The 22,965-nt window shown below is 28.1% G+C and carries 32 protein-coding genes and 1 riboswitch; of the genes, 2 read left to right on the top strand and 30 right to left on the bottom strand.

The window, feature by feature from the left end:
- Positions 1-6: 6 nt before the first annotated feature.
- The 7 genes from GOQ27_RS03290 to GOQ27_RS03320 all read right to left on the bottom strand — a co-directional run bounded on the left by GOQ27_RS03290 (position 7) and on the right by GOQ27_RS03320 (position 6,620).
- Entirely contained in the window at positions 7-834 is an 828-nt protein-coding gene (locus GOQ27_RS03290; RefSeq protein ID WP_252187728.1) for a metallophosphoesterase, read from the bottom strand.
- A 27-nt stretch (positions 835-861) separates the two neighbouring features.
- Positions 862-1,914, bottom strand: a complete 1,053-nt coding sequence (gene corA, locus GOQ27_RS03295) for a magnesium/cobalt transporter CorA (protein WP_203365393.1) — start codon at positions 1,912-1,914, stop codon at positions 862-864.
- An 85-nt stretch (positions 1,915-1,999) separates the two neighbouring features.
- The gene (locus GOQ27_RS03300) at positions 2,000-2,593 is read right to left on the bottom strand and encodes a class D sortase (RefSeq protein WP_203365394.1); all 594 of its coding nucleotides are present in this window, start codon (positions 2,591-2,593) and stop codon (positions 2,000-2,002) included.
- Between the two features lie 13 nt (positions 2,594-2,606).
- Complete coding sequence (locus GOQ27_RS03305) at positions 2,607-3,209, bottom strand: LPXTG cell wall anchor domain-containing protein (protein ID WP_203365395.1); 603 nt, start codon at positions 3,207-3,209, stop codon at positions 2,607-2,609.
- A 182-nt stretch (positions 3,210-3,391) separates the two neighbouring features.
- A complete protein-coding gene (locus GOQ27_RS03310) occupies positions 3,392-4,288 on the bottom strand; it encodes an acetamidase/formamidase family protein (RefSeq protein ID WP_203365396.1) in 897 nt (298 codons plus the stop codon).
- Between the two features lie 44 nt (positions 4,289-4,332).
- Positions 4,333-5,205, bottom strand: a complete 873-nt coding sequence (locus GOQ27_RS03315; RefSeq protein ID WP_203365397.1) for a cation diffusion facilitator family transporter — start codon at positions 5,203-5,205, stop codon at positions 4,333-4,335.
- A 74-nt stretch (positions 5,206-5,279) separates the two neighbouring features.
- Positions 5,280-5,361, bottom strand: a riboswitch (NiCo riboswitch).
- A 68-nt stretch (positions 5,362-5,429) separates the two neighbouring features.
- A complete protein-coding gene (locus GOQ27_RS03320; RefSeq protein ID WP_203365398.1) occupies positions 5,430-6,620 on the bottom strand; it encodes an anaerobic nitric oxide reductase flavorubredoxin in 1,191 nt (396 codons plus the stop codon).
- 173 nt (positions 6,621-6,793) lie between these two features.
- On the opposite strand from GOQ27_RS03320, the gene GOQ27_RS03325 reads away from it, so the two are divergent.
- Complete coding sequence (locus GOQ27_RS03325) at positions 6,794-8,122, top strand: amino acid permease (RefSeq protein ID WP_203365399.1); 1,329 nt, start codon at positions 6,794-6,796, stop codon at positions 8,120-8,122.
- Between the two features lie 36 nt (positions 8,123-8,158).
- Here the strand turns inward: GOQ27_RS03325 and GOQ27_RS03330 are convergent, their stop codons facing one another.
- The 8 genes from GOQ27_RS03330 to GOQ27_RS03365 all read right to left on the bottom strand — a co-directional run bounded on the left by GOQ27_RS03330 (position 8,159) and on the right by GOQ27_RS03365 (position 12,214).
- A complete protein-coding gene (locus GOQ27_RS03330; RefSeq protein WP_203365400.1) occupies positions 8,159-8,491 on the bottom strand; it encodes a hypothetical protein in 333 nt (110 codons plus the stop codon).
- A 220-nt stretch (positions 8,492-8,711) separates the two neighbouring features.
- Complete coding sequence (locus GOQ27_RS03335) at positions 8,712-9,032, bottom strand: putative heavy metal-binding protein (RefSeq protein WP_203365401.1); 321 nt, start codon at positions 9,030-9,032, stop codon at positions 8,712-8,714.
- A 24-nt stretch (positions 9,033-9,056) separates the two neighbouring features.
- Positions 9,057-9,278, bottom strand: coding sequence for a YdbC family protein (locus tag GOQ27_RS03340; protein WP_203365402.1), 222 nt, complete (start codon positions 9,276-9,278; stop codon positions 9,057-9,059).
- Positions 9,279-9,644: 366 nt separating this feature from the next.
- Positions 9,645-10,307: an ABC-2 transporter permease gene (locus GOQ27_RS03345; protein WP_203365403.1), complete on the bottom strand. Its 663-nt coding sequence runs from the start codon at positions 10,305-10,307 to the stop codon at positions 9,645-9,647.
- Positions 10,300-11,166 (bottom strand): ABC transporter ATP-binding protein, encoded by an 867-nt coding sequence (locus GOQ27_RS03350; RefSeq protein ID WP_203365404.1) that lies wholly within the window; start codon positions 11,164-11,166, stop codon positions 10,300-10,302. Before GOQ27_RS03350 ends, GOQ27_RS03345 begins: the two co-directional genes overlap by 8 nt.
- Before the next feature lies 1 nt (position 11,167).
- Entirely contained in the window at positions 11,168-11,542 is a 375-nt protein-coding gene (locus tag GOQ27_RS03355) for a GntR family transcriptional regulator (RefSeq protein WP_203365405.1), read from the bottom strand.
- Positions 11,543-11,682: 140 nt separating this feature from the next.
- The gene (locus GOQ27_RS03360; RefSeq protein ID WP_203365406.1) at positions 11,683-12,045 is read right to left on the bottom strand and encodes a cupin domain-containing protein; all 363 of its coding nucleotides are present in this window, start codon (positions 12,043-12,045) and stop codon (positions 11,683-11,685) included.
- A complete protein-coding gene (locus tag GOQ27_RS03365; RefSeq protein WP_203365407.1) occupies positions 12,008-12,214 on the bottom strand; it encodes a hypothetical protein in 207 nt (68 codons plus the stop codon). The genes GOQ27_RS03360 and GOQ27_RS03365 overlap by 38 nt, the downstream gene beginning before the upstream one ends.
- Before the next feature lie 143 nt (positions 12,215-12,357).
- Here GOQ27_RS03365 and GOQ27_RS03370 point away from each other — a divergent pair, with 143 nt between their 5' ends.
- A complete protein-coding gene (locus tag GOQ27_RS03370) occupies positions 12,358-12,738 on the top strand; it encodes a helix-turn-helix domain-containing protein (protein ID WP_203365408.1) in 381 nt (126 codons plus the stop codon).
- A gap of 37 nt (positions 12,739-12,775) precedes the next feature.
- Here GOQ27_RS03370 and GOQ27_RS03375 read toward each other — a convergent pair whose 3' ends face one another.
- The 15 genes from GOQ27_RS03375 to GOQ27_RS03445 form a co-directional block, all read right to left on the bottom strand.
- Positions 12,776-13,222, bottom strand: coding sequence for a protease complex subunit PrcB family protein (locus GOQ27_RS03375; protein WP_203365409.1), 447 nt, complete (start codon positions 13,220-13,222; stop codon positions 12,776-12,778).
- Positions 13,223-13,305: 83 nt separating this feature from the next.
- Positions 13,306-13,614, bottom strand: a complete 309-nt coding sequence (locus tag GOQ27_RS03380) for a hypothetical protein (RefSeq protein ID WP_203365410.1) — start codon at positions 13,612-13,614, stop codon at positions 13,306-13,308.
- Positions 13,615-13,742: 128 nt separating this feature from the next.
- Positions 13,743-14,174, bottom strand: a complete 432-nt coding sequence (locus tag GOQ27_RS03385) for a nuclear transport factor 2 family protein (RefSeq protein ID WP_203365411.1) — start codon at positions 14,172-14,174, stop codon at positions 13,743-13,745.
- Positions 14,175-14,247: 73 nt separating this feature from the next.
- Positions 14,248-14,772: a GNAT family N-acetyltransferase gene (locus GOQ27_RS03390; RefSeq protein WP_203365412.1), complete on the bottom strand. Its 525-nt coding sequence runs from the start codon at positions 14,770-14,772 to the stop codon at positions 14,248-14,250.
- Positions 14,773-14,821: 49 nt separating this feature from the next.
- Entirely contained in the window at positions 14,822-15,631 is an 810-nt protein-coding gene (locus tag GOQ27_RS03395; protein ID WP_203365413.1) for a CPBP family intramembrane glutamic endopeptidase, read from the bottom strand.
- A 164-nt stretch (positions 15,632-15,795) separates the two neighbouring features.
- Positions 15,796-16,710: an AraC family transcriptional regulator gene (locus tag GOQ27_RS03400; protein WP_203365414.1), complete on the bottom strand. Its 915-nt coding sequence runs from the start codon at positions 16,708-16,710 to the stop codon at positions 15,796-15,798.
- A 122-nt stretch (positions 16,711-16,832) separates the two neighbouring features.
- Positions 16,833-17,255 carry a hypothetical protein gene (locus GOQ27_RS03405; RefSeq protein WP_203365415.1) on the bottom strand — a complete coding sequence of 141 codons (423 nt, stop codon included), beginning with the start codon at positions 17,253-17,255 and terminating at the stop codon, positions 16,833-16,835.
- 72 nt (positions 17,256-17,327) lie between these two features.
- The gene (locus tag GOQ27_RS03410; RefSeq protein ID WP_203365416.1) at positions 17,328-17,594 is read right to left on the bottom strand and encodes a putative signal transducing protein; all 267 of its coding nucleotides are present in this window, start codon (positions 17,592-17,594) and stop codon (positions 17,328-17,330) included.
- A gap of 75 nt (positions 17,595-17,669) precedes the next feature.
- The gene (locus tag GOQ27_RS03415) at positions 17,670-18,716 is read right to left on the bottom strand and encodes an alpha/beta fold hydrolase (protein ID WP_203365417.1); all 1,047 of its coding nucleotides are present in this window, start codon (positions 18,714-18,716) and stop codon (positions 17,670-17,672) included.
- Between the two features lie 45 nt (positions 18,717-18,761).
- On the bottom strand, positions 18,762-19,589 hold the full coding sequence (locus GOQ27_RS03420) for a flavodoxin family protein (protein WP_203365418.1): 828 nt from the start codon (positions 19,587-19,589) through the stop codon (positions 18,762-18,764).
- Between the two features lie 175 nt (positions 19,590-19,764).
- The gene (locus GOQ27_RS03425) at positions 19,765-20,016 is read right to left on the bottom strand and encodes a hypothetical protein (protein WP_203365419.1); all 252 of its coding nucleotides are present in this window, start codon (positions 20,014-20,016) and stop codon (positions 19,765-19,767) included.
- A gap of 39 nt (positions 20,017-20,055) precedes the next feature.
- Positions 20,056-20,544 (bottom strand): GNAT family N-acetyltransferase, encoded by a 489-nt coding sequence (locus tag GOQ27_RS03430; protein WP_203365420.1) that lies wholly within the window; start codon positions 20,542-20,544, stop codon positions 20,056-20,058.
- A 204-nt stretch (positions 20,545-20,748) separates the two neighbouring features.
- Positions 20,749-21,138: a hypothetical protein gene (locus GOQ27_RS03435; protein ID WP_203365421.1), complete on the bottom strand. Its 390-nt coding sequence runs from the start codon at positions 21,136-21,138 to the stop codon at positions 20,749-20,751.
- Between the two features lie 269 nt (positions 21,139-21,407).
- Positions 21,408-22,232, bottom strand: coding sequence for a GNAT family N-acetyltransferase (locus tag GOQ27_RS03440; RefSeq protein WP_203365422.1), 825 nt, complete (start codon positions 22,230-22,232; stop codon positions 21,408-21,410).
- 233 nt (positions 22,233-22,465) lie between these two features.
- The gene (locus GOQ27_RS03445; protein WP_203365423.1) at positions 22,466-22,954 is read right to left on the bottom strand and encodes a GNAT family N-acetyltransferase; all 489 of its coding nucleotides are present in this window, start codon (positions 22,952-22,954) and stop codon (positions 22,466-22,468) included.
- Positions 22,955-22,965: the final 11 nt, after the last annotated feature.

Here is a 22,965-nt window from a genome sequence, read left to right on the forward strand (position 1 = left end):
TATCTTTTATTTACTATTAAGTATCGTCAATATTATTTCAGGTCTATTAAGTATTCTTTGAGGAAATATACTATTACCTAATCCTCTGCTTACTATGAGACGGGTTTTTCCTTCAAGATATACTCCACTATCATACTTAGGTAATAACCCTTGACCAGGAGATAATAGCCCTCCTATCACAGGCAACCTAATTTGTCCTCCATGAGCATGTCCTGAAAATACTAAATCAAAAGGATACTTACTATAATAATCTATATAGCTAGGTCTATGAGCTAATAAAATATTTATATCCTTTTCTTCCAATTGAAACTTAGATAATGTTGCAGATATATTTTCACCATATAACCCTTGAATAGAACTGTCTCTTAAACCAACAATACTCAACTCATAACCATTCTTTGAAACAGTCTTTTTACTATCTTCTAAAATATCAATATTTATTTTTTTAAGCTCCTTATATAGATCCAAATATCTCTCAGTTCTTTCCTCATGATTGCCAGTTATATAATATACTTCAGCTAACTTAGATGCCCTATCTAATAAAGCGATCCCATTATCTATGCCTTTTCTTCTACTATCTATCAAATCTCCTGTGAAAAATATAATATCTGGATTTAAATTCTCAAGTATCCTAATTATTTTATCTTGATTATCTCCAAACTTTTTATTGTGTAAATCAGATAAATGGACTATTCGATAGCCTTCAAATCCCCCTATATCTTTATCTAAGTCTACTTCTATCTTGGTTACTTCTATTAAATTATTTTCTAAATATAAAAACACTACTATTAGTATAAATATAATTACTCCTATAATAATCATAATTTGCTTCAATATTATCCTCCTTAAATTTGATCTATCTTATAACCATTTCTTTCTTTTAAAGAAGGTCACCATACCCCCACACACAATAATTGATATAACCCAAAATAGAGGATAACTCCATCTTTCATCTAATTCTGGCATATGTACAAAATTCATTCCATATACTCCTGTTATAAATGTTAAAGGGATAAAAATAGTAGAGTATAAAGTTAGTGTGGTCATTATCTCATTCATCCTATTGCTGGTAGCCGACATATTTGTATCAAATAAACCATTAATCGTTTCTCTATATATCATTATATAATCCATTATTTGAGCTACATGATCATTTACATCTTTAAAATATTCTTTCACATCAGATGTTATTAAAGAAACTCTGTTTATCAATTCAAAAAGGATATCTCTTATTGGCCACACTGATGTTTTAACCACCATTAACTCTTTTCTAAGTTTATATATATCCTTTAATTTATCATCGTAATTTTCCTCTATAATTGAGATTTCTACTTTATCTATCATAGTCTGTAATTCTTTTAATAATAAATAATTATTATCAACAATATTATCTATAAGAGAATATAATAAATAATCTGCTCCATATTTTTTAATATCAGAGTCTACACTCTCTATCCTATTTCTTACCTTATCAAATATATCCCCTTCTCTTTCTTGAAAGGTTAATAAAAAATTATCTTTTAATACAAAAGAAACCTGTTCCTCTTCAATTTTAAACTCTTCTTTATTAAAGGATAACATTTTTAAAACTATAAAAACATAGTTACTATTATAATCTATTTTAGGTCTTTGTCCTATACTTAATATATCTTCTAGTAATAAATTATTTATCTCAAATCTTTCCCCTATTTCATCAATCTGATTTGTATCATTTAATCCATATATATTTAACCAATTAATATCTTCTTTCATAAAAGAAATAGATTCAATATTATCCTGTCGTTCTTTCTTATAAGATTCATCATTATAGGTTATTAATTCCAATATAGTTTTATCTCTTGTTTTATTACCTGTATAAGTTAATGTTCCAGGGGCTTTACCAATTTTTTTTAAATTAAAATTAGATGGTCTCATAAATACCTCCAGTAGTTTTGTATTTTAGATTTATACCCTAAATGAGATAAAATAAAGAGTTTTAATCTCTAGAGATTAAAACTCTTTATTTTATCTCCCCTTTAATTATCAGCCTAGAAGAAGGATCAGTGCTATAATCACAAGTAATTAGTGTTATAGTTTTTCTATTTCTATCACCTTCAATAACCCATACATCATCAGGAGAAACTATAAGTTTTTCATATACTATGTATTTAAATTTTTCTTTCTCATTACTTAATTCCAATATGTCCCCTATATTAACTTCATCTAATCTATTAAAATTACTTCCATAGGTTCTACTATTATGTCCTGCAATAACATAATTACCTTCCTGTCCCATAGGGGCAGTATTATTCATTTTTGCTACCGATATATTTAAGTTACTTTTTGTTGCTCCTATTAATATAGGTTGATTAAAATCTATTTTCTTAATTTTTAGAACTCCATCAATATTTTTAGATATATATTCATTTCTTTTCTTATCTTCTATCATATTAGTTTCAATATTATTATTAACTTCTATTCTCGATAAATCTTCTTGCCATTGTTCTAAAATATCCTTTTGTTTATCTGTATAATAGTAGAATTTTAATTTAGGATACATAATAAAAGAAATACCTAATACTATTAACATTATCCCTAATATCCGTAACTTCACTTATACTTCCCCTTTAGTTTACTTTCTTCTTTTTAAAAAGTAAGAAAGCCCCTGTTCCTAATGCTAATACGCCTATAGTATATATTAAAATGGGAATATCTTCACCTGTTTTAGGCAGTACTCCACTATCTTTTGATTTTGCTGTAAATACCCAATTAAATTCTACTTCTTTATTTTGATATTCATTTCCAGTTTCAGGTCCTGGTAAATGAATTGTAGCTACTAATTCTTTAATTGTATCTATATCTAAATTACCTAAAGAAATACTCATATCTTCTAAATCAGACATCTTACCTATATATATTTGTTCACTGCCATAATTCAATGTCAATTCCAGTTGTTCAAATAAATCAATTTTCTGCTTCTTACCTACTCTTTCTAATCCTATAGATACCTCTAGAGGATCCTTACCATTATTTATTATAGTAAGCTTTGATTTCTCTGTATCTCCAGGTTTTAACGTAGTCAAATCAAAGGACTTAGTACTAGGTTCTACAATTAGTCCTTCTTTTTCTCTAATTATCTTAACGTCATCTGAAAATACTGTAGTAGTCAAAGTAGTAAAGAATAATACAATTACTAAAATTATAAGACCTATTTTTTTCTTTTTTACCATATAGAATGACCCACTTTCTCATTTATTCAATTTTTAAGATACATTTATGTTTTACTTCTATGATTATTAACATTACTTATATGTTTATACATCCCTTATTAATTCTATTACTTGTCCAGGGGATTTATTCTATATTTTTATATACTAAAAAAGATATAGGTTAACCTATATCTTTTTTAGTACTAAATTCTATAATTATACTTATCTAATATATCAAGGGGTATTTCCATCCGAGCTGTCTTTAGCGGATCTACTACTTGGCATATTTTTAAATTTCCAGCAACTGATAATAACATTGTAGCTTCATGTTTATCCAAACTTAATTCCTGTACTAAGAATTTGTGCATATTTCTAGTAGCTTGATTTGAAGCTTCATCTAATGTTAATGCAGAAGCTATTGTCATTACCTCTCTACCTTCAATTAATAAAGGCAAAGGTAAATGTTTCCCCTTTATAATCGAAACCTTAACTATGACTTCACCTGCTATTTCAACTCCAGATACAGAAATTTCTCCATCTCCCATTATAGCATGAAGATCTCCTAAAGCTAATAATCCTCCGTCTACATTAACAGGAAGATAAAGGGTAGACCCTTTAACTATTCTTTTACAATCCATATTTCCCCCATGGGCTTCAGGAGTCCCTGTAGGTATATCTTCACTTTTAGGAGCAGTGCCTATAACTCCGATCATAGGACGTATCTCAAAACTCAATTTTTTATTAAATATTGCTTTATTATTTTCTATGGGAATAATTTTTGTTTTTTCTTCATTAAATATATCACCTAAAACTCCAAATCCAGGAGCGATTGCCATTACTCCTTTACTATCAATTTTAATATCAATAATCTCTACTTTTAATATATCCCCTTGTTTAGCTTCATTTATGTATAGTGGTCCTGTAGCAGGGTTGACCTTATCCCACCCAACTGAGCTAAATAAATCTTCTTCTGTTTTCAAAGTATTACTAAAGCAATCAAAAGTTTCAAAAGAAACCATTTCCCCCGAATCAATACTTTCTACAGGTTTGTTCTTAGAAGACATTTTTAATACATGTGTTTTATTACTAATTTTTTTCATATAATCCCCCCTGTTTTACTATATCAAATTTTCTTATTTTTTACCTAATCTCTATTTTCATAAGGCTCAAAATGGGCTATTATTTGAATGCTATCATTAATTTCATTCCTCATATCTTCTTCTATAGTATGAATTAAATCATGGGATTCTTCTATTGTCATACTAGGATCAAGCATTATATGAAGGTCTAAATGAACATCATCTTCCCTTCCCCTACTTCTAATTTTATGCACATTCTTGACTTGGGGATATTTAAAAACTAGCTTTTTTACTTCATTAGAGTCTATTACTCCTTTATCTACTAATACTTGACTACTTGATATAAATATTTCATAAGCAGCATGTAATATAAACATTGATACAACTAATGATACTATTGGATCAATGATATAAGGTAATCCTAATTTTATTAGAATAAGTGTAGTTAAAACTCCTAAGGAAATAAATATATCACTCCTAGTATGAATTGAGTCTGATATAAGTATATGACTATTTAATTTCTTACCTTTCTTAAATTCTAAAGAAGATACTATTATATTTATCCCTAATGTAATAACTAAAGCTATCAAACTATAAAAGCTAACTTTTAATTCAACCGGATTAAGAAATCGTTGAAATGCATCAAATATAATCTTACCTGATATAAAAAATAACATTCCTGATATAAATAAACTAGATAACATTTCAAATTTTTTATGCCCATAGGGATGATCTTTATCTACCGGTTTAGAAGCAATCTTCACTCCAATTAATCCAGCTATATTTGATGAACCATCAGCAAAGGAATGAAACCCATCTGCTACCAAACTAGAACTATGTATCATGTTACCTACTACAATCTTTACAAGTGCTACTAAATAATTAGCAAATAAAATTATCCATAATATTTTAGTGACTTTTTTATAATTATCTGCCATTAATATACCTCCTTTTTTCTTCTCCCTCCCATTAAACTATATTCTAAATAGGAAAAACCTGTGACACTATAAAAAATAGTCCCACAGGTTTTATACCTGTTGCCTGTTAAGCCCGGCTGCAATGATATAACATTCGCCTGATCTATGTCGTATTAAATTATTAATTCATTTTATGCTAAGTATATTAATTTTGTTCCTTAAAATTTTTATGGATTTATTAGAACTTAAGAAATATCCTTAGCAAATTTCACTCCGAATTCTTTACATCTTTCTATTTGTTTATCATCTGGATTCCATAGTTCTTTTATACCATCGTTAACAATATCATATTTAGCCTCTTTAAATTGTTCATTTATTATTTTAACGCCTTCTCCGCTCCATCCATAACTTCCAAAGGATGCAAATTTTTTATTTTTAAATTTCATACCTTTCATCATCTCTAATAGACCTGCAATTGAATGTAATATCCCATTATTTATGGTAGAAGATCCAATTAATACAGCTTTAGATTTAAATACTTCTGTTAATATATCATTTTTGTCACTTTTAGCTGCATTATATAATTTTACTCTAGTATCCCTTTGTACCTCTTTAATACCTTCAGCTATTGCTTCGGCCATTCTTCTAGTTCCATGCCACATACTATCATATACTAAGGTGATTTGATTCTCTTGATAGTTATCGGCCCATTCTAAATACTTTTCAATTATTTGAATAGGGTTATCTCTCCAAATAACTCCATGACTGGTACATATCATATCTACTGGAAGATTAAAATCTAATACTTCATTAATCTTTTTTGTTACTAAAGGAGAAAATGGTGTTAGTATATTGGCATAATATTTAATTGATTCTTGATATAATTCTTCTTGATTAACTAAATCATTGAACATCGGATCTGCAGCATAATGCTGTCCAAAGGCATCATTACTGAATAGAATATTATCATTAGTCATATAAGTAAACATGCTATCAGGCCAATGTAACATCTTTGCCTCTACAAAAATTAATTTACTCTCTCCTATATTAAGTTCATCTCCAGTTTTAACCTCGACAAAATTCCAATCTTCATGATAATGACCTTTGATTGATTTCGTTGCTGCCTTAGTACAATATATAGGTGTATCCGGAATTTCTCTCATTAATTCTGGTAAAGCACCACTATGATCTATCTCTCCATGGTTTGCTATTATATAGTCAATTTCTTTTAAATCAATTTCTTTTTTTAATTTTTCCACATACTCTTTAGCAAACGGTCTCCATGCTGTATCTATAAGTACAGTTTTTTCATCTCTAATTAAATATGAATTATAAGATGTCCCCCTATTAGTTGAATATTCATCCCCATGAAATTCTCTAAGTTCCCAATCCTTTATACCTACCCAAGTTATCTTATCATTCACTTTAAAACTCATCAAAACCCCTCCTAATTTATTCTCTTTTAGAATATACCCATTATGTTATAGAAATAACAAGTTTTCTCTTATAAAAATAGATTCATTAAGAGATAAATATATTTATATTCAGTTGCTAATAATAGATTTAATAATGTATATTCATAATCTTATTATTAATTGGAGGACTATTAATGAATAGTAAAGGTTTATCAGTATTTGGACTTACAATGTTAGCATTAGGCACTGTAGTAGGAGGATCTTTTTTTCTAGGATCTGCTATTCCCATAAACTCTTCAGGGCCTGCAGTCATCCTTGCATATATTTTAGGTGGAGCTTTAGTATATCTTATACTGTTTGCACTTTCAGAGATGACAGTCCATGATCCCACTCCTGGTTCCTTTAGAACCTATGCAGAAAGAGCCTATGGAGCAGGTTTAGGTTTTGTAGTAGGTTGGGTTTATTGGACAGGGTTAGTATTAGCAATGTCTAGTGAAGCAGTAGCAGTATCAATATTACTTAAGGTTTGGCTTCCCAAAATTCCCATACCTATTACCGGTGCATTTATTATCACTGTTATAACAATAATGAACTTATTCGGCGCTGAAAAGCTTAGTAAATTAGAAAGTAGTTTAGCAGCCATAAAGCTATTAGCAATTATAGGGTTTATTATTTTAGCTATACTTTTAATTATAGGTATTGGATTTGATAATCCCGCTATAGGAAAGGGAGCTTTAGTAGATGAACCTTTCTTACCCAATGGCTTAAAAGGCATAGCCGGAAGTATGCTTATAGTTATTTTTACCTATGCGGGGTTTGAGATTATCGGTTTAGCTGCCTCAGAAACTTCTAATCCCCATAGAGACGTACCTAGAGCTATAAGATTTACAGTATTGGGATTAGTTGGGTTATATACTGTATCAATAATGTTTTTACTACCCCTTATTCCAACAGACCAACTAACAGAGGATATAAGTCCTTTTGTTGCTGCACTACAAGTGAATGGAGTAGATTGGGCGGCTAATCTCATAAATATAATTCTAATATCTGCAATTTTATCAACAATGCTGGCAGCTACTTTTGGATTAGGAAGAATGTTAAAATCTTTATGCGATGAAGGCTATGGTCCAAGATGGCTTAAAGAAAGGAAAAATACTCCATACAAAGGTATTATTTTTTCTGGATTAGCAATGCTTGTATTCTTCGGATTATCTTTTTTATTACCTAAGGAAGTATATCTATTTTTAGTTAGTTCTGGAGGATTTTCATTATTATTTACATACATTGTAATTATAATAAGCCATTACAAATTTAGAAAGAAAAATGGTTGTCCTCCTAGTGGAAAATGTCAACTTCCTGGATATCCATATACTTCATGGTTTGCATTAATATTTCTTATAGTCATAATAGCTAGTATGCCCCTAGTGCCCGGTCAAGGAAAAGGGCTAATTGCAGGTATTGTCCTTCTGTTATTATATTGGGTTATATACTTTTTAAATAATCTTAAAACAAAAAACAAATGAGGAATACCCTTTTAAAAGGGTATTCCTCATTTGTTTTTATACATCCACTTTTCCTAATACCAATACTTCTTCTCCATACTCTTCATCTAATAAATCTAGAAACTCAGACCTATGAACTCCCTCTTTAAATGGCATTTCCATTAGAGCTATCTTATAATTTTCTTCTAACTTTTTCTTGAATTCATCCCTAAACCAGTTTAAATAAATACATATCCTATTGTTCATATTAAATCCTCTTGTACAAAATTCATCAGTACTGTCTAAATCATCAATTGAATTAATATCCTTTATCGAATTTTTACATATTCTTTTAATAATTGTCTCTTCTACATCCCTATAGGCTACTGCTACAACTTTGTATTTAATCATAATATACCCCTTTCCCACTTATATATTATCATTATATACCTTTGTTATTATTTTGACAATATCATTTCGTTATTTTTATATCAATGATTTTTATCTTCTAAAAAACTCCTATAGTATAGGAGTTTTTTAGCATTAGTATTAATTTTTAGTCATTACAATGTCCGTGATGTTGATGCTCTCTACATATATTTCCAGTAGACTGAAGATCATTTTCATCCAGCTATTCTACCACTACTGCTGTTCCTGATGCAGTAACCATTAACATATTTCCATTTTGACCTAACACTTCATAGTCAATATCTACACCTATTACTGCATTAGCTCCTAGTGCTTGTGCTCTTTGCTCCATTTCAGCTAAAGCAGCTTCTCTTGCTTGAATCATCTCTCCTTCATAGGATTTTGACCGACCACCAAAGAAATTTGTTAATCCCGCTGCAAAATCTTTAATAAAGTCCATACCAGATATAACCTCTCCGAAAACTATTTCTTTGTACTCAATAATTCTTTTCCCTTCTATAGTTGGGGTTGTTGTAGATATCATATATATCCTCCTCTATATTATTAATTAAATATCCATCTCATTTAATATCTCTTTCAGCTTTCTTAATTCCTTCCCTGTTAAGGTTATTCCCTTACCCATTTTTTCATGTTCAGGAGCCCAGTCTCTTAGATCATATTTAGGTTCTCTATTATTCCAACTTATTAAGTTTAATTCCTTAGTCCATCCTTTATTTGAATCTGAGATTTCACCTATAGTTTTTAATATCTCATAGTTTATATTAGCCATTTTTATCCCATCCTTATGCATATATTTTTATCTATATATTTTCATTTCTATATTATATATAGATTTCCTTCTTTGATATATAAAACTTAACAAAAAAATAAAGTCTAGATATAACTAGACTTCTATTTTACTATTTTATTGTGTTTATTCTATATACCTTAATAATTAATAATACTAATGGTGCTAAAAGCATAAATATAGCGAAAATAATAAGTGAAGATAATTTAATACTATCAATGAATTTCATCGAATCGGCTCCCCATTAATCATTTATTATTATTGTATAATACCTATTCTGATTTCTTATATAAACACATCTTATATTGAATAAACATATACTTTAATGGGGTATAAGGTATATGTTTTTTAAAATTCCCTATTTCTATAAAATTTTAAAGATATCATAATAGAAATTGACTGAATTAATATCATTATCCCTATCATAACTAAAGAAATTACTATATCTGATTGTGTGTTTATAACAGAAAATACATGTAATAGGAATTCATTAGAAATTTTATTATTTACTAATAATGAAGAAAACGAACCAAATCCTACAAACATACCTATAAATAACAACATGCTAACTACTCTTGTCTTTAAATATCCTAGTTTAAAATATATAGGAAAATATATACTATTGATTAAAGTTATTGAAAACAAGACTCCTATAACCCCTTCAAGATTTATAGTGTAAAACTCAATATTTATATTCATAATATTTATTAAGTTAGATATTAAGAGATAACTTATTATCCCTATACTTGTATAAAAATATATAGTAATATATTTAGATAACACTATTTTAGATCTTTTTATAGGTAAGCTATTTAACATAATATCAGAGTTATTTTTATCATCATAGGCACAAGCCGTGGTAATTAAAATATATGTGCCACCTACTATTCCGACTACTGCCATATTTAACCCTGAACCTTGAAAAGCTAAGGCCATAGCAGGTATATATAATAATGCTAATATAAATCTCTTTTTTATCAAAAAAATATCCTTTAATATCAGATTATACATTTATACTCCTCCTTGTAAAATATAGCATTATTTCCTCTAAAGAGGGACGTTCTACTATTACATCATCATTAAATAATTTCTTAATTTTATATTTATCCTTAATTAGACCTTCAAAGCCGAATTTACTTTCCTTTAGACCAATAAACTCTTTTCTTACTTCATTGTTTAAAAGATCATTTGATCCTTTAATCAATCCATAATTCTCTATGATGTCGTCTTTAGCTTCACTAAAGACAATCTCTCCATCTTTTATAAAGGTTATATAATCTGCTATCTTATCTAAATCAGATGTAATATGAGTGGAAAAGAATACTCCTTTATTTTCATCTTGAATTACCTCGTATAAGATTTCTAATAGTTCATTTCTTACTATAGGGTCTAATCCAGAAGTAGGTTCATCCATTATTAATAATTCAGCATCATGAGATAAAGCTATTGCTAATGAAAACTTCATTTTCATACCTTTAGATAAATTCTTAATTTTTTTATTCCTTGGAAGGTTAAAATCTTTTATATATTTATTAAAAGTATTGTCATCCCATTTAGTATAATAAGAAGATATAATTTTCTTTATTTCATTTATATTTAGTTCATCATAGTAATAATTCTCATCCAATATAAAGCCTATTTTATCCTTTATTTTATTTTCATCTTTGATATTATCTAGACCTAACACTTTAACACTTCCGCTGTCTCGTTTGAGTAAATTTAATATCAATTTTATAGTAGTGCTTTTTCCTGCTCCATTGGGTCCTATAAACCCCATAACATAACCTTTATCCATTTTTAAATTTATATTGTTTAGCTTAAAATCTTTAAATTCCTTAGTTAGATTTCTTATTTCTAATATAGGTTCCATATTATACCTCCTCATAAAATAACTTAATCATTTTATATAATTCTTCTTCTCTAAGATCAATAGATTTAGCTGCCTCTACTGCTTCACTTAATTTCTCTTCTACTATTCGTATTCTCATTTCTCTTAATAACTCTTTGCTTTTCGCTGCCACAAAAGAGCCTTTACCTCTAACTGTAGATATATATCCATCTCTTTCTAACTCTTCATATGCTCTTTTAGTTGTTATTACACTTATCTGTAATTCTTTTGCTAAATTCCTAATAGATGGTAGCATTTCATTTGCTTCTAAATCTCCCTGAATAATTAAATTTTTTATTTGTTTTGCTATTTGTTCATATATGGGTGCATGAGATGAGTTAGATACTATAATATTCATTTGTTATCAATCCACCTCCTAGAATTGAAGTTTTTCCAATCATTACTGTACATATACATTATATACAGTAATAACAGTTCCGTCAATATATAAATAAAAAAAAGAGATATCTTCACGATATCTCTGTTAAATAAGAATAATTAAAGTTGTTCTTCTATAGATTTAGTTACATCTGTCTCTATATCACCAGTATGTTTTGTATTTTTCTTTTCTATTAACATTACAAGACACTCTTCATTAGCTACTGGCTTATGGTTAAGTCCTTTTTTTACTACATAATAATCGCCTTTATTTAAAGTTATTATTTCTTCTTCTAAATGTAAATCAAAACTTCCTTTAATAACATAAAATAATTCATCTTCATTTTCATGATTATGCCAAATAAAATCGCCTTTAAATTTAGCTAACTTAACATACTTATCACCTATCTCGGCAATTATTTTAGGTGACCAATAATCGGTTATACTATTCATATGGTTCAAAACAGATCCAATCTTCAACATAAACATTCTCCTTTTTAATATCTCTTTCAATTTTATCATTAATATAGTATCTGATTATATAATTATCTACTTTTTCGCTTATCTTAAGTATTATTTCTTTACTCATATTCATGTCAATGGCATTAGATAGAATATTCCTCCCTATTAATATTTGATCTTCTATTCTCACTGCATTACCTCCATATATTTAAAATACATATATAATTTTACATTATTAATTGACAATAAGCAAATATTAAGTATATGCAATAAGCAAATTTAAATATAGTTTAAAATCAGTTAAAGTATTAAGTAAGGTGAGGAGTTGTTTACATGAAAAATAATATAGATATAAATAATAAAAAAATTGGTCAAAGAATTAGAGATGAAAGAAAACAACTTAATATTTCTAGAGAAAATTTTGCTGAATTAATAAATCTTTCAGGATATTATATAGGTCAATTAGAACGAGGAGAGAGACAGATGAGTCTACCAACTATGATCAGTATAGCAAAACATCTCCACGTTTCTCTAGATTATCTCATTTTTGGTAATGAAATTCAAAATAGCGAATCAATAAATGAAATTTATGGTTTCTATGGTGAAGATGAAACAAAATATAAAGAAATATTAAAATTATTAAAAAAATGCTCTTCTCACGAGCTAGAGATGTTTAAAAAACTATTAATAACAATTCTTCCTTATCTACAATAAATAAAAAGATACCTATGTTAGGTATCTTTCTCTAATTCTACTTTATACTATCTAATTCTTTTCCATCAGTAGTTATTACCTTTATATCCTCAACCTCTTCTTCTATCTTGATAATTGTATAAGGATAAGTTAAAGCTTGAGTTACCATATCATCTGTTTTGGGCTGATATTCCATAATACTTATTTTAATAAAATTCTCTTCTCTTTCAACTTCTTCAACAGCAATATTATATCCACCAGTAGGTTTTTCACCGAGACCTATGTATATAAAGTTTCCTTTCTCTTCTGAATCTATTATTTTAAATCCTCTATTTTTTCGAATATCACTTACTATATTTTCTACATCTTGAGGTGCATTTTCCATAACTACATACTCGACTCCTTTAGCTTTATCATCTACTGGGCTATTTTCAGTATCATTTGAACAACCTATAAAAAATACTATACTACTAAATATTAAGATTAACCCTATTAATTTCTTCATTACTTTACCCCTCCAACTATATTTAATTTAATTCTCTTTTCTTACCCATTTAATCTATACCCTATAATAACTAAAAGAAAGGATTAATCCTTTCTTTTCTTTTTACTATATTTATATTTTTCCACATTCCATTTTTTCTCATTAGATTTCCAAGAAGACAAACCATAGAATATACCAGCTATAGAGAATATAATGAGTCTCCCTAAGAACTTATAGTAGAAATCATTATTATATAAAAATCCAAAACTATAATTTCCATCTAAAAGTTGTACTAAAATTTCACTTAAAATAGCTACTGGAATTCCCCAAAATATAACACCATATATCCATACGTACTTTGTCTTACCTTTTTCCCTTAATTCTGTCCACTTATGAAACTGCTTTTCTTTCATAATACCATCTCCCTACTACTCTTATCCTCTTATTTATATAAGTATATCATTGAGTCCTTTTTAGAGGAATGCCAATTTGTTATAATTCTTTTACTATTATTTTATGATTTAAAAATTATGATATCTTTCTAATTTCTATTCATATCCCATAGTACGTTTACTATGACCCATTTATCCTTCACCTTAGCTAAATGAAGATAATCAATATATTCTGATCTAGTAACTACGGATGCAATATTCTCTGATTTATCTAGAACTTCAACTTCTATTTCAAAGTTCTCTTTTGGTGCATTTACTCCCCCACCTCTCTTAGTACTATCCACCATACGAGAAGTATCTAGCTCAGTTAACTCTCCATTTTCAAAGCGTCTTTTAATCATCTCTGGATGTAGAGCTTCTTCCATTCTAGACTCATCCCCTTCATACCATCCTTCAATATAATTTAAAGCTGTTTCCATTATTTTTTCTTCATCCTTATCTAGAATTTCTGATGTTTCAGAAGTACACCCACTTATAAGCAGAAAAATAATTAGAATTGAACTATATATAATTTTTTTCATAAAAGTACTCCCCCATTTTTAAATTCTTATTAATATTTTATAGACATATTCAGTAAACTCCCTTCCTTCCTTTCTATTTATTATTTAATCTTTCAAAAAGAATTCCATCTTCCCATTTATTATTAATTCTTATTACATCTCTTGTTCTTCCAATAAATTGAAACCCATTCTTTATCAATACTATTTGTGAACCAATATTATTTGGTGAGGTTCCTGCCTCTATTCTATGTAAGTTATATTTATTAAATCCTTCATCTATAGCTAGTTCAACTGCCTTTGTGGCATATCCTTTTCCGTTATGCTTTTGTCCGATTCTATAGCCTATCTCAGCTTTTTCAAACATTCCTCTTACTACAGAAAATAAATTAACTCTACCTACTACCTTCCCCAATTCATTTCTAATGACATACATATAGCATTGCCCCTCTGTTTGTTCTTCAATAATCTCCTCAATTATTTCCATAAAAAATTCTTCTTCATAGTACTTATCTCCTCTAGATGGAAGAGTTGATTCAAAAAACTGTCTATTTTCTCTTTCAAACTCTAATACTTCTATTGCATTAGATCGAGAAATTAATTCAATAGTAATTTTTTCCATTATATATGTCCCCCTAGTCTATTAAAATATAAATTTAATTGTGTTTTTATTAATTCTCCTCTAATTTTTCCTTTCTCTTTTTAAACATTCTATCTTTATTTAATAATATAATTATACTTAGGAATAGTAACATGAAAAACAAAATACTAACTCCTCCCTTTAATGATGTGAATATTGGGAAAAGTCCTATAGATAAGTTACTCGTTGTATGGAATACTATTACTGCAAATACACTTCTATTTGTTTTAATAAATAAGTTAGTGATTAAAATTGATAGTATAATAGTAAATATCATATATCCTACAAAATTAATATCTTGCTGGACTGAGCCTTCAATAAAAAATAAGGGAATATGCCATATAGTCCATATAAATCCTAGTAAAATACTTGCCGTTACAGGTGTATATTTATCTAACAATCTATTTAGAGCAAAACCTCTCCATCCAAACTCTTCCCCTAGGGGCCCTCCTAAAATAAGTATATAAAAAAATACTACAATTAATAATAGTGGTTTCTGAAAAAGAGGGAGCTCAAATTTTAAATCCCAAGCATAGTTTGTAAATAGATAAGCAAAGAATAAAATACCAGGCATTAATAAAAACATATAAAAACATGAACCCATATTATATTTTCTATGTAGTCCACTTTTCAATAATCTTCTTACTTTATCCTTTCCTCCATAAATAGCAGTTAATATTATAGCTACAATAGATGGCCCATATGATCCAAGATAGATAAAAATTTTATATGAAGGTGAAAATTCCAATACACTATAAGATTTTAATATAGCTATACCCCATATACTCCAAGAGATTAAAAAAGTATATATAAAAAACCTTAATAATTCTTTTGATTTCAATTCATATCACATTCCTCTCAATAATCTACACGTATTATTAAAATTATTTAAAAACCTTAAATATAACTTTCTATATATATTCATATATATCCTTTAATATTTTTAGTCTTATTTTTATATATAAATAGATGACTAAGCATACTTAGCCATCTATTTATATTATTTTATTCATTATTTAATTCTCTTACAGGTCTTGCTTCGATATATCCTCTATATCCCATAGGCATTAATTGAAATCTAGGACCATCCTCTTCTGCCCATTTAAATCCATATATTTCAGGATTATAATTTTTCATAACTTCCCATAATTGGTAAATGGCATCTTCAAACTTTTCATCTTCAAAGGGTTCACCTTGAAAAACCATCATCTTACAAGATGGTAGGTCTATTAAGTCAAATCCTTCGGGTACTTCCCCAGTATAATCTTCTGGTACCTCCACTCCCTGGGCATAAGTAGAAGTGCCAGGTTCAATTAAATTATCAGGCAGCCACATACCAATTGGTTCATACATAGCTTCCTTTATACTTGTAAGGATACCCCACACCTCATCACATCCTATCTCCTCACAATATCCAAAATAATGTTTTGCTTTAATACCTCTTTTTAATATTAATTTTCTTTTAGGGCGATCTACCACTTGAACAAAAACAGTATCAGTATTACTTTCTCTGTTCATAGAATTCTCTCCTTTTTGTAAAGTAAGATAATAATCACGGATAGGATAAGGTATAAAAAGTTTCACTGGTGGTGTGTTTTTACTATAATAGGAAGGTGCCATTCCAAATTGTTTTGAAAATGCTCGAGTAAACCCTTCATGGGAATTAAATACAAAGTCAAATGCTACGTCAATTATCTTTTTATCCTCATCTCTCAGTTTAATTACTGCTTGAGAAAGTCTAAAGCACCGAATATATTCAAAGGGTGTTTTTCCTACTAATTCTTTAAAAATTCTTGCAGAATGCCACGGAGAATATCCGGCAGCTTGTGCTAGCATCTTTAAAGAGATTGGTTTAGTTATATTATCTTCTATAAATTCCTGCATCCTTTGAACTGCATTAATCTTTTCCCAACTTTCCATGATCTCACCTCCTACAATAAGTATAATGTTTTATATACACTAACTTCTTGACTTGTTTTGCTGAATAATATCTTTAACTCTTTTAAGACATTATTTAGTAAGTACTCTTATTTTTATTTTTCTTATATATCTGTGTTGGTTTCAATTTTTTTAGAAAAAATTAAGTCAGGTATTGTTTTAGTGAAGTCTTTTCTCAATAAAATAATTAGAGGAATAGCAATGAAAATATTCAAGAAATTAAACCATCCAAAAGGAATAATGCTTATATGAAAAACAATAGCTCCTAATAACCCAAGCTTTACAAAAACACCTTTACTAAGTAGTAATATTGCAAATATAATCTGAGAAACCATAAATAACAAAAGACCAATAAAATACATATATTCTGGTACACTACGTATAATTTCCCCGAGCAATGGTATTAAAGCCGTATCAGCTAATGAGAAAATCATTTCATAGGATGTTAATGCAATAATTAAATTAATGATACTTGTACAAATATACATTATTGAATATAATAATCTAATTATATTTGATTTTCCCATATTCTCACTCTTTTCTTATAAAAATAAAATATTATTTTATGATGCCTTTATTAACGATTAATGTATAACTTATTAGAATGTAATCTGCCCAATAATCTCTTTTGCTCTTTCATAGACAGCCTTATCCACTAGTATATCAGTTCTAAAGGGTGCAGAATCACCACTAATTATTCTCATGTGTCCGCCTGCTCCATGATCCTTAACGATGTATGGAATATCGTTATCACCTAATATACCTTTTAGAATGGCCATTTCAATATTATTATTTACAGTCTTTAGGACTACAAGTTCTATTTGATTTGTATCATCTTTCTTTTTGGTTCCTTTTTTCTTAAACATAAAAACACCTCCATGAATTATCTGCATATAATTCTACTACTATAACATTATAATCTTCTATAAAAAGTATATTATTTATTGAATATTATCTTTAATATCTATAATTATATCAGCAAATTTATCTGGTTCTTCAAACAGTGGAAAGTGTGCGGATTTTTCGAACCATATAAGTTCTTTATTAGGTGCTTTAATTTTGTCATAATATTCTTCAGTTAGTACAAATGGAGTATTATAATCATATCTACCTACACAAAAGTATATAGGTACTTTCACCTCAGGAATATCTTCTTTCAGGTTCAAATCATAGTTTTGACCCCACATAGCTTCTGCAGTAAACTTACTCCCTAAAGCAAATTTTATTCCATCAATGCCTGTATATTCAGGAGAAAAAACACTTCCTAAAATTATGTCATTTAAGGTATTTACCTTTCTTTCAACACCTCCATACTTAGATAGCCATTTCCTCTGAACTGTTGTATCATTTACACTATCTTTATAAGGGGGTCTTTCAATTCTTCTTAAATCATCTAAAACTTTTTTATCTCCATTCTCCTTAGCCTTTTGTAAAACATAGTCATAAGAAATAATCTCATTTTGAATGCCATTTACTACTTGACCTACACTTATAAAAGCAAATATTTTTTCTGGATATTTATCTATAACAAACATACCAAGTTCAGAACCCCAAGAGTGACCTACTAAATACACTTTTTCCTTATCATATTTTTTGCACAAGAAATCAATCAATTCCTTTGTATCTTTTACAAATTGCTCTCTATTCATAGATTCTTTAGGAATACTTCGAGAATAAGACTTGCCTGAACCCCTTTGATCCCAATTAACTACAAGAAAGTCTTGTTCCAACTTTTCTTGATATTTTCGAGCATAAGATATCTGAGAATAACCTGGCCCTCCATGTAAAAAAAGTAAAATGGGATTACTCTTATCTTTACCTCTTATCATAATAGATTGTTGAAACCCACCTATTTTAACCTGTTGTATAGTAGCCACGCTATTATACCCGGAGATTTTTGGAGTTCTAGATGGTAAAAACAATATGATAAGTAGGCATATTATCAAAGTTACTATAATATATTTTGAAAGCTTTTTTATAAATTTCATAAAGTAAATCCCTCTCATTATTTGATTTCATTAAATTAAAAGTTATTATAAATTAGTTTTATATCTTCCTTCTATTTCATTCATTTCATCATGATCAATCATATTACTTACTTCTTTTTCAATTTTCTTTTCTATTATGTTTGCTCCTTTATGTTTAATAAAACTAACATTACTTGAAATATACCACCTAGAACTTTTCTCAAAAGCACCCTTATCCTTATAATACTTATAATCTGCTGTTAATATTTTCGGAGCAATTTTACTCAAGGTTCTAAAGGCATGAAAAGTAACTATATCTCCAAATGTAGGATTAACTTGATTTTCTCTCCTTAGCTCATTAATAAATTTTCTTGCCCCTTTTTGTATTAGATTTCTTCGCTTATCTAATTCTTTATCTTTTAATGGAAAAGGTAATATATCTACATATAATTTTCCAACAAAAGAAAATCCAGATCCTTTAGCCCAAGTTTCCATAGGTTTAAATACACTTTCTTCTTGCCATTTAGTACAATTAGCAATTATAAATAATTTTTTACCAAAATACTTTGGTCGATGACAATTATAAGCTACATGATCTAAAAAATTCTTCATTATTCCAGTAACACTAAACATATATCCTGGAGTAGCCAATATTACTCCATCCACCTCTAAAATCTTATCCTCTATTTTCTGTACTTCTGAAAAATGGGGACATTTATCTTCCCCATCAAAAATACAATTATGGCATCCAGTACAGAAATCAATATTATAATCTGATAAATATAAGTATTCAAATTGACAATTCATGGTTTGTTTTAATTTTTTCTCAAAATAATTTATAACTTCAGTTGTATTTCCATTTTTTGAAGCTCCCATTATCGCTAATATCTTCATGTTTTTTCCCCCTTACCGCAAATATAAATAATTACCCCTAGTCTACACTTGGTCCATTTAGATTATTTAATATCAAGTGAAAAAATATAGCCACCACTGCTGATAGTAAAATGTGTTTCTTTGAATCCCAGTTTTCTAATATTTTTTTCATTTTATCTAACATATCCTCTTCTTTTTATTTAGAATTCTTTAATGCTTCTAATATTACATTCATATCTTCTCTATGAAGCTTATATACTTTACAATTAGTACATCTCTTCAACATTACTTCTCGCCACTCTAACTTTTCATTACATTCTGGCATTTTGTTATAATAACTAACCCAGTCATACTCCCAGCATCCTACTTTTAGCTTATGAGGGGGACATTTTGATGTTGAATGATCAGTACCCTTAAAAGGACAATTTTTAATTTCATAACATTTCACTTTATTACCTCCTAATGATAAAAAAACACCTCAGCATTTCTATTCTAATCTATTCAAATATAAATCCGTTGTTTCTTCAAAGTAAACTGGATTATTATCTGAATCTAAATAATGATAGTCATAATGTTGTTTCTTTATCAATTCATTAAATCCCCAAGAATTATACATACCTTTCAATCTTTCATAATCACCATTATCAATACCAATTGTAACCTCTCTAAAGCCTTTCTCTTTTACTCTATGTAAAACTCTTTTCATTAATTTACTTGCTAGCCCTTTCCCTTGATATGGTTTTTCCACTCGAAAAGCACATAAATATGCTCTATTTATACCATTAGCTTCTTCTGGTACCTCTGAGTTCCAAAAGATATATAATTCACCTATCAATTTTTTATCTTCACAGTTCTCAATAGCCCAGAATTCAATATTTCCACTATTTATACCATCTACAAAGTAATTATAAGTAGGCGAATCACTATATCCCCATAATTTTTTCATTTCCTCTACTGTAGCAACTCGTATTTTCAAAAAATCCCTCCTTAATTATTTTCAGTATATACTTATAAAGAATATTTAGAATATTATATACAATTCTTCCCTTATATCTTTAAATCCTCTTATTCACTTCCTTTTTTTCATAAAAAAGAGACTCTTTATTAGAATCTCCTTTATGTATATGAATTCTAGTCTTTAAATATAGTGATTTTAATTTCATATTCACTCCCATAAATACTATTCTTCAGTAAAATCTAATATTACCATATACATTCTTGTAACCATCCTTATTCCTGCAGTCCTCTTTACTCCATCTCTTTCGAACATTAAACCTGATCCCATTAGCTCTATGAATTTCCACCCTTGAGATTCTTTTTGTTCAATAAATATATCACAAGATTTATTACTGACATCATATTTAGATCTATCATCATTAAATTTAACTACATATCTTTTTACAGGATAATCATCAAATTTAACTATTTCTTCTTTAGTTAAATTAAGCTTAGCTATTGCAAATCCCAGTTTCAATGGATTTTCTTCTTGAAACATTACCTCATTGTACATAATTATGATAATGACTACAAATATCATTAATACTATACAAATTGCTCTAATCTTTTTCATGTTTCCCCCTAAAAAATATTCTTATCTCTATTAATTTAAATATTAAAAACTTTAATCATCTCATTATTTAATATATCAGTTCATTTATAATTAGATACACAAGTCCATTCTTCCAATTTCTTTTAAAGCTTTATTAAAAGTCTTAGGAAATTCCTTGGGATTTACAAGAAGTTCAAATACTTTTTCTTTTCCATATATCATGGTTTTATCCCCCATCTAGTAATCATACTTAATCCTAAATTTTAAATCTAATTTCCTTATATTCAATATCATTTAATAAATTCAAAAGCATAATCCTCTTGTTTTATAAAGTCTAATGATTCATAGGTTTTTCTAGCACCTATATTTAATTTTGATGTCTGTGTCACAGGTATTTTATCTAGAGACAATGCAGTCCTTATCATACCTTTCATAAGTTCTCTTCCAAATCCTTGTTTTTGATATTTAGGATCTATATATACCGTAGTAATATCCATATATTTTTGTGTAATACTGCTAAATCTAGCCATCCCAATAGTTTCATTCTTATATTCTAGAAAATATATACCTGTCTTTAACTCTTCTAGTATTTTTTGTTCATTAGTTATATTATTAATCTCTTCTGGAGTTTCTGCTTTAAAGAATCCCACTAAAAATCTTTTAATTTTACTTATATCTTTGTTATTATCTTCTGCCCTTCTAAAATTGCTATCTATTTTTATACCTCTATCGTTAAAAGAATTCAATTCAAATTTATAGTAAATATTAGGAGTCACATCTTGTTCTTTATCTAATAGCTCTATGATTTTTCTAACATCCTTTAGCTTTCCTGCAAGCAATACTCTTTTATAATTTAAACTCTCAATCTGTTGTGCAATTTCTTTTAATCTCTTATCATCTTTTGTATAGAAATTTGTAAAATATGAATTTCCATCAAATTTCATATGTAATACTCCTGTTATTTCTTTATTTTCTTCTGATATATAGAGTTCACCTATATTTTTCCATTCATTTTCTATAAAATGAATAATAAAGACATTGAATAACTCATCCTTATATAAAAAATCTAAAATATCTCTTTTAATTTCTTTTGTAAATTCTTCAATTTTTTTCATTAGATTTCCTCCTAAAATTATTACTAATTACTGCAATCTATTCAAATATATATCTTCTTGAAATATTTTTGAATATTCTATATATATTTCTCTATTTATATCTTTAAACCCTTTTATTGATTTTTTTACTAATTATATAAAAAAGAGCCTACTTCCTTAGACTCTTTTCATCCATAATATTGAGTTGTTTCGACAGCATATTTCCCTGGCAATATTCTATATCTGTCATGCTGCTAATTTTCATATTTCATAGTAATAAACTTTATAGTCTTGTTTTCTCTTTTCATCTCAAATATATGTTCTTTTTTAAAGCCTAGACGATCATAGGTCTTTATAGCTCTTTTATTAAAATCGGCTACTGTGAGTCTAACTTTACTTATTAAAAACTTTTCTTTAGCTAATTCTATTCCTTTTTCTAAAAACTCTATGCCTTTTCCTTGTCCAGTATATTTTGGATTCATACCTAATCCTATATCAATTATATCCTTCTCATCATATACTCTATATTTATTTCCTTCTGGTACTTGTGCACTTAATCCAAAACAAAAATATCCAATTATTTCTTCATCCTCATTCTTTACAACAAAAAAGGATCCATCCAAAAATTCCTTTATGAATTCTTTGCTATATTCCATATCATAGAGTGAATAAGGTTCTTCATATTTCCATTTAGATATCTGAATAGCATCTGCTTCTATCATTGTCCTTACTATATAATCCATATGTAATTCTC

The sequence above is a fragment of the Anaeromonas frigoriresistens genome (assembly GCF_016820655.1).
Lineage (GTDB): Bacteria > Bacillota > Clostridia > Tissierellales > SIT17 > Anaeromonas > Anaeromonas frigoriresistens.

Excerpts from the sequence above, each read along its gene's own strand:
- corA (WP_203365393.1), bottom strand. The coding sequence starts at position 1,914 with ATGAGACCATCTAATTTTAATTTAAAAAAAATTGGTAAAGCCCCTGGA.
- GOQ27_RS03305 (WP_203365395.1), bottom strand. The coding sequence starts at position 3,209 with ATGGTAAAAAAGAAAAAAATAGGTCTTATAATTTTAGTAATTGTATTA.
- GOQ27_RS03310 (WP_203365396.1), bottom strand. The coding sequence starts at position 4,288 with ATGAAAAAAATTAGTAATAAAACACATGTATTAAAAATGTCTTCTAAG.
- GOQ27_RS03315 (WP_203365397.1), bottom strand. The coding sequence starts at position 5,205 with ATGGCAGATAATTATAAAAAAGTCACTAAAATATTATGGATAATTTTA.
- GOQ27_RS03320 (WP_203365398.1), bottom strand. The coding sequence starts at position 6,620 with ATGAGTTTTAAAGTGAATGATAAGATAACTTGGGTAGGTATAAAGGAT.
- GOQ27_RS03325 (WP_203365399.1), top strand. The coding sequence starts at position 6,794 with ATGAATAGTAAAGGTTTATCAGTATTTGGACTTACAATGTTAGCATTA.
- GOQ27_RS03330 (WP_203365400.1), bottom strand. The coding sequence starts at position 8,491 with ATGATTAAATACAAAGTTGTAGCAGTAGCCTATAGGGATGTAGAAGAG.
- GOQ27_RS03335 (WP_203365401.1), bottom strand. The coding sequence starts at position 9,032 with ATGATATCTACAACAACCCCAACTATAGAAGGGAAAAGAATTATTGAG.
- GOQ27_RS03340 (WP_203365402.1), bottom strand. The coding sequence starts at position 9,278 with ATGGCTAATATAAACTATGAGATATTAAAAACTATAGGTGAAATCTCA.
- GOQ27_RS03345 (WP_203365403.1), bottom strand. The coding sequence starts at position 10,307 with ATGTATAATCTGATATTAAAGGATATTTTTTTGATAAAAAAGAGATTT.
- GOQ27_RS03350 (WP_203365404.1), bottom strand. The coding sequence starts at position 11,166 with ATGGAACCTATATTAGAAATAAGAAATCTAACTAAGGAATTTAAAGAT.
- GOQ27_RS03355 (WP_203365405.1), bottom strand. The coding sequence starts at position 11,542 with ATGAATATTATAGTATCTAACTCATCTCATGCACCCATATATGAACAA.
- GOQ27_RS03360 (WP_203365406.1), bottom strand. The coding sequence starts at position 12,045 with ATGTTGAAGATTGGATCTGTTTTGAACCATATGAATAGTATAACCGAT.
- GOQ27_RS03370 (WP_203365408.1), top strand. The coding sequence starts at position 12,358 with ATGAAAAATAATATAGATATAAATAATAAAAAAATTGGTCAAAGAATT.
- GOQ27_RS03375 (WP_203365409.1), bottom strand. The coding sequence starts at position 13,222 with ATGAAGAAATTAATAGGGTTAATCTTAATATTTAGTAGTATAGTATTT.
- GOQ27_RS03380 (WP_203365410.1), bottom strand. The coding sequence starts at position 13,614 with ATGAAAGAAAAGCAGTTTCATAAGTGGACAGAATTAAGGGAAAAAGGT.
- GOQ27_RS03385 (WP_203365411.1), bottom strand. The coding sequence starts at position 14,174 with ATGAAAAAAATTATATATAGTTCAATTCTAATTATTTTTCTGCTTATA.
- GOQ27_RS03390 (WP_203365412.1), bottom strand. The coding sequence starts at position 14,772 with ATGGAAAAAATTACTATTGAATTAATTTCTCGATCTAATGCAATAGAA.
- GOQ27_RS03400 (WP_203365414.1), bottom strand. The coding sequence starts at position 16,710 with ATGGAAAGTTGGGAAAAGATTAATGCAGTTCAAAGGATGCAGGAATTT.
- GOQ27_RS03405 (WP_203365415.1), bottom strand. The coding sequence starts at position 17,255 with ATGGGAAAATCAAATATAATTAGATTATTATATTCAATAATGTATATT.
- GOQ27_RS03410 (WP_203365416.1), bottom strand. The coding sequence starts at position 17,594 with ATGTTTAAGAAAAAAGGAACCAAAAAGAAAGATGATACAAATCAAATA.
- GOQ27_RS03415 (WP_203365417.1), bottom strand. The coding sequence starts at position 18,716 with ATGAAATTTATAAAAAAGCTTTCAAAATATATTATAGTAACTTTGATA.
- GOQ27_RS03420 (WP_203365418.1), bottom strand. The coding sequence starts at position 19,589 with ATGAAGATATTAGCGATAATGGGAGCTTCAAAAAATGGAAATACAACT.
- GOQ27_RS03435 (WP_203365421.1), bottom strand. The coding sequence starts at position 21,138 with ATGAAAAAGATTAGAGCAATTTGTATAGTATTAATGATATTTGTAGTC.
- GOQ27_RS03440 (WP_203365422.1), bottom strand. The coding sequence starts at position 22,232 with ATGAAAAAAATTGAAGAATTTACAAAAGAAATTAAAAGAGATATTTTA.
- GOQ27_RS03445 (WP_203365423.1), bottom strand. The coding sequence starts at position 22,954 with ATGGATTATATAGTAAGGACAATGATAGAAGCAGATGCTATTCAGATA.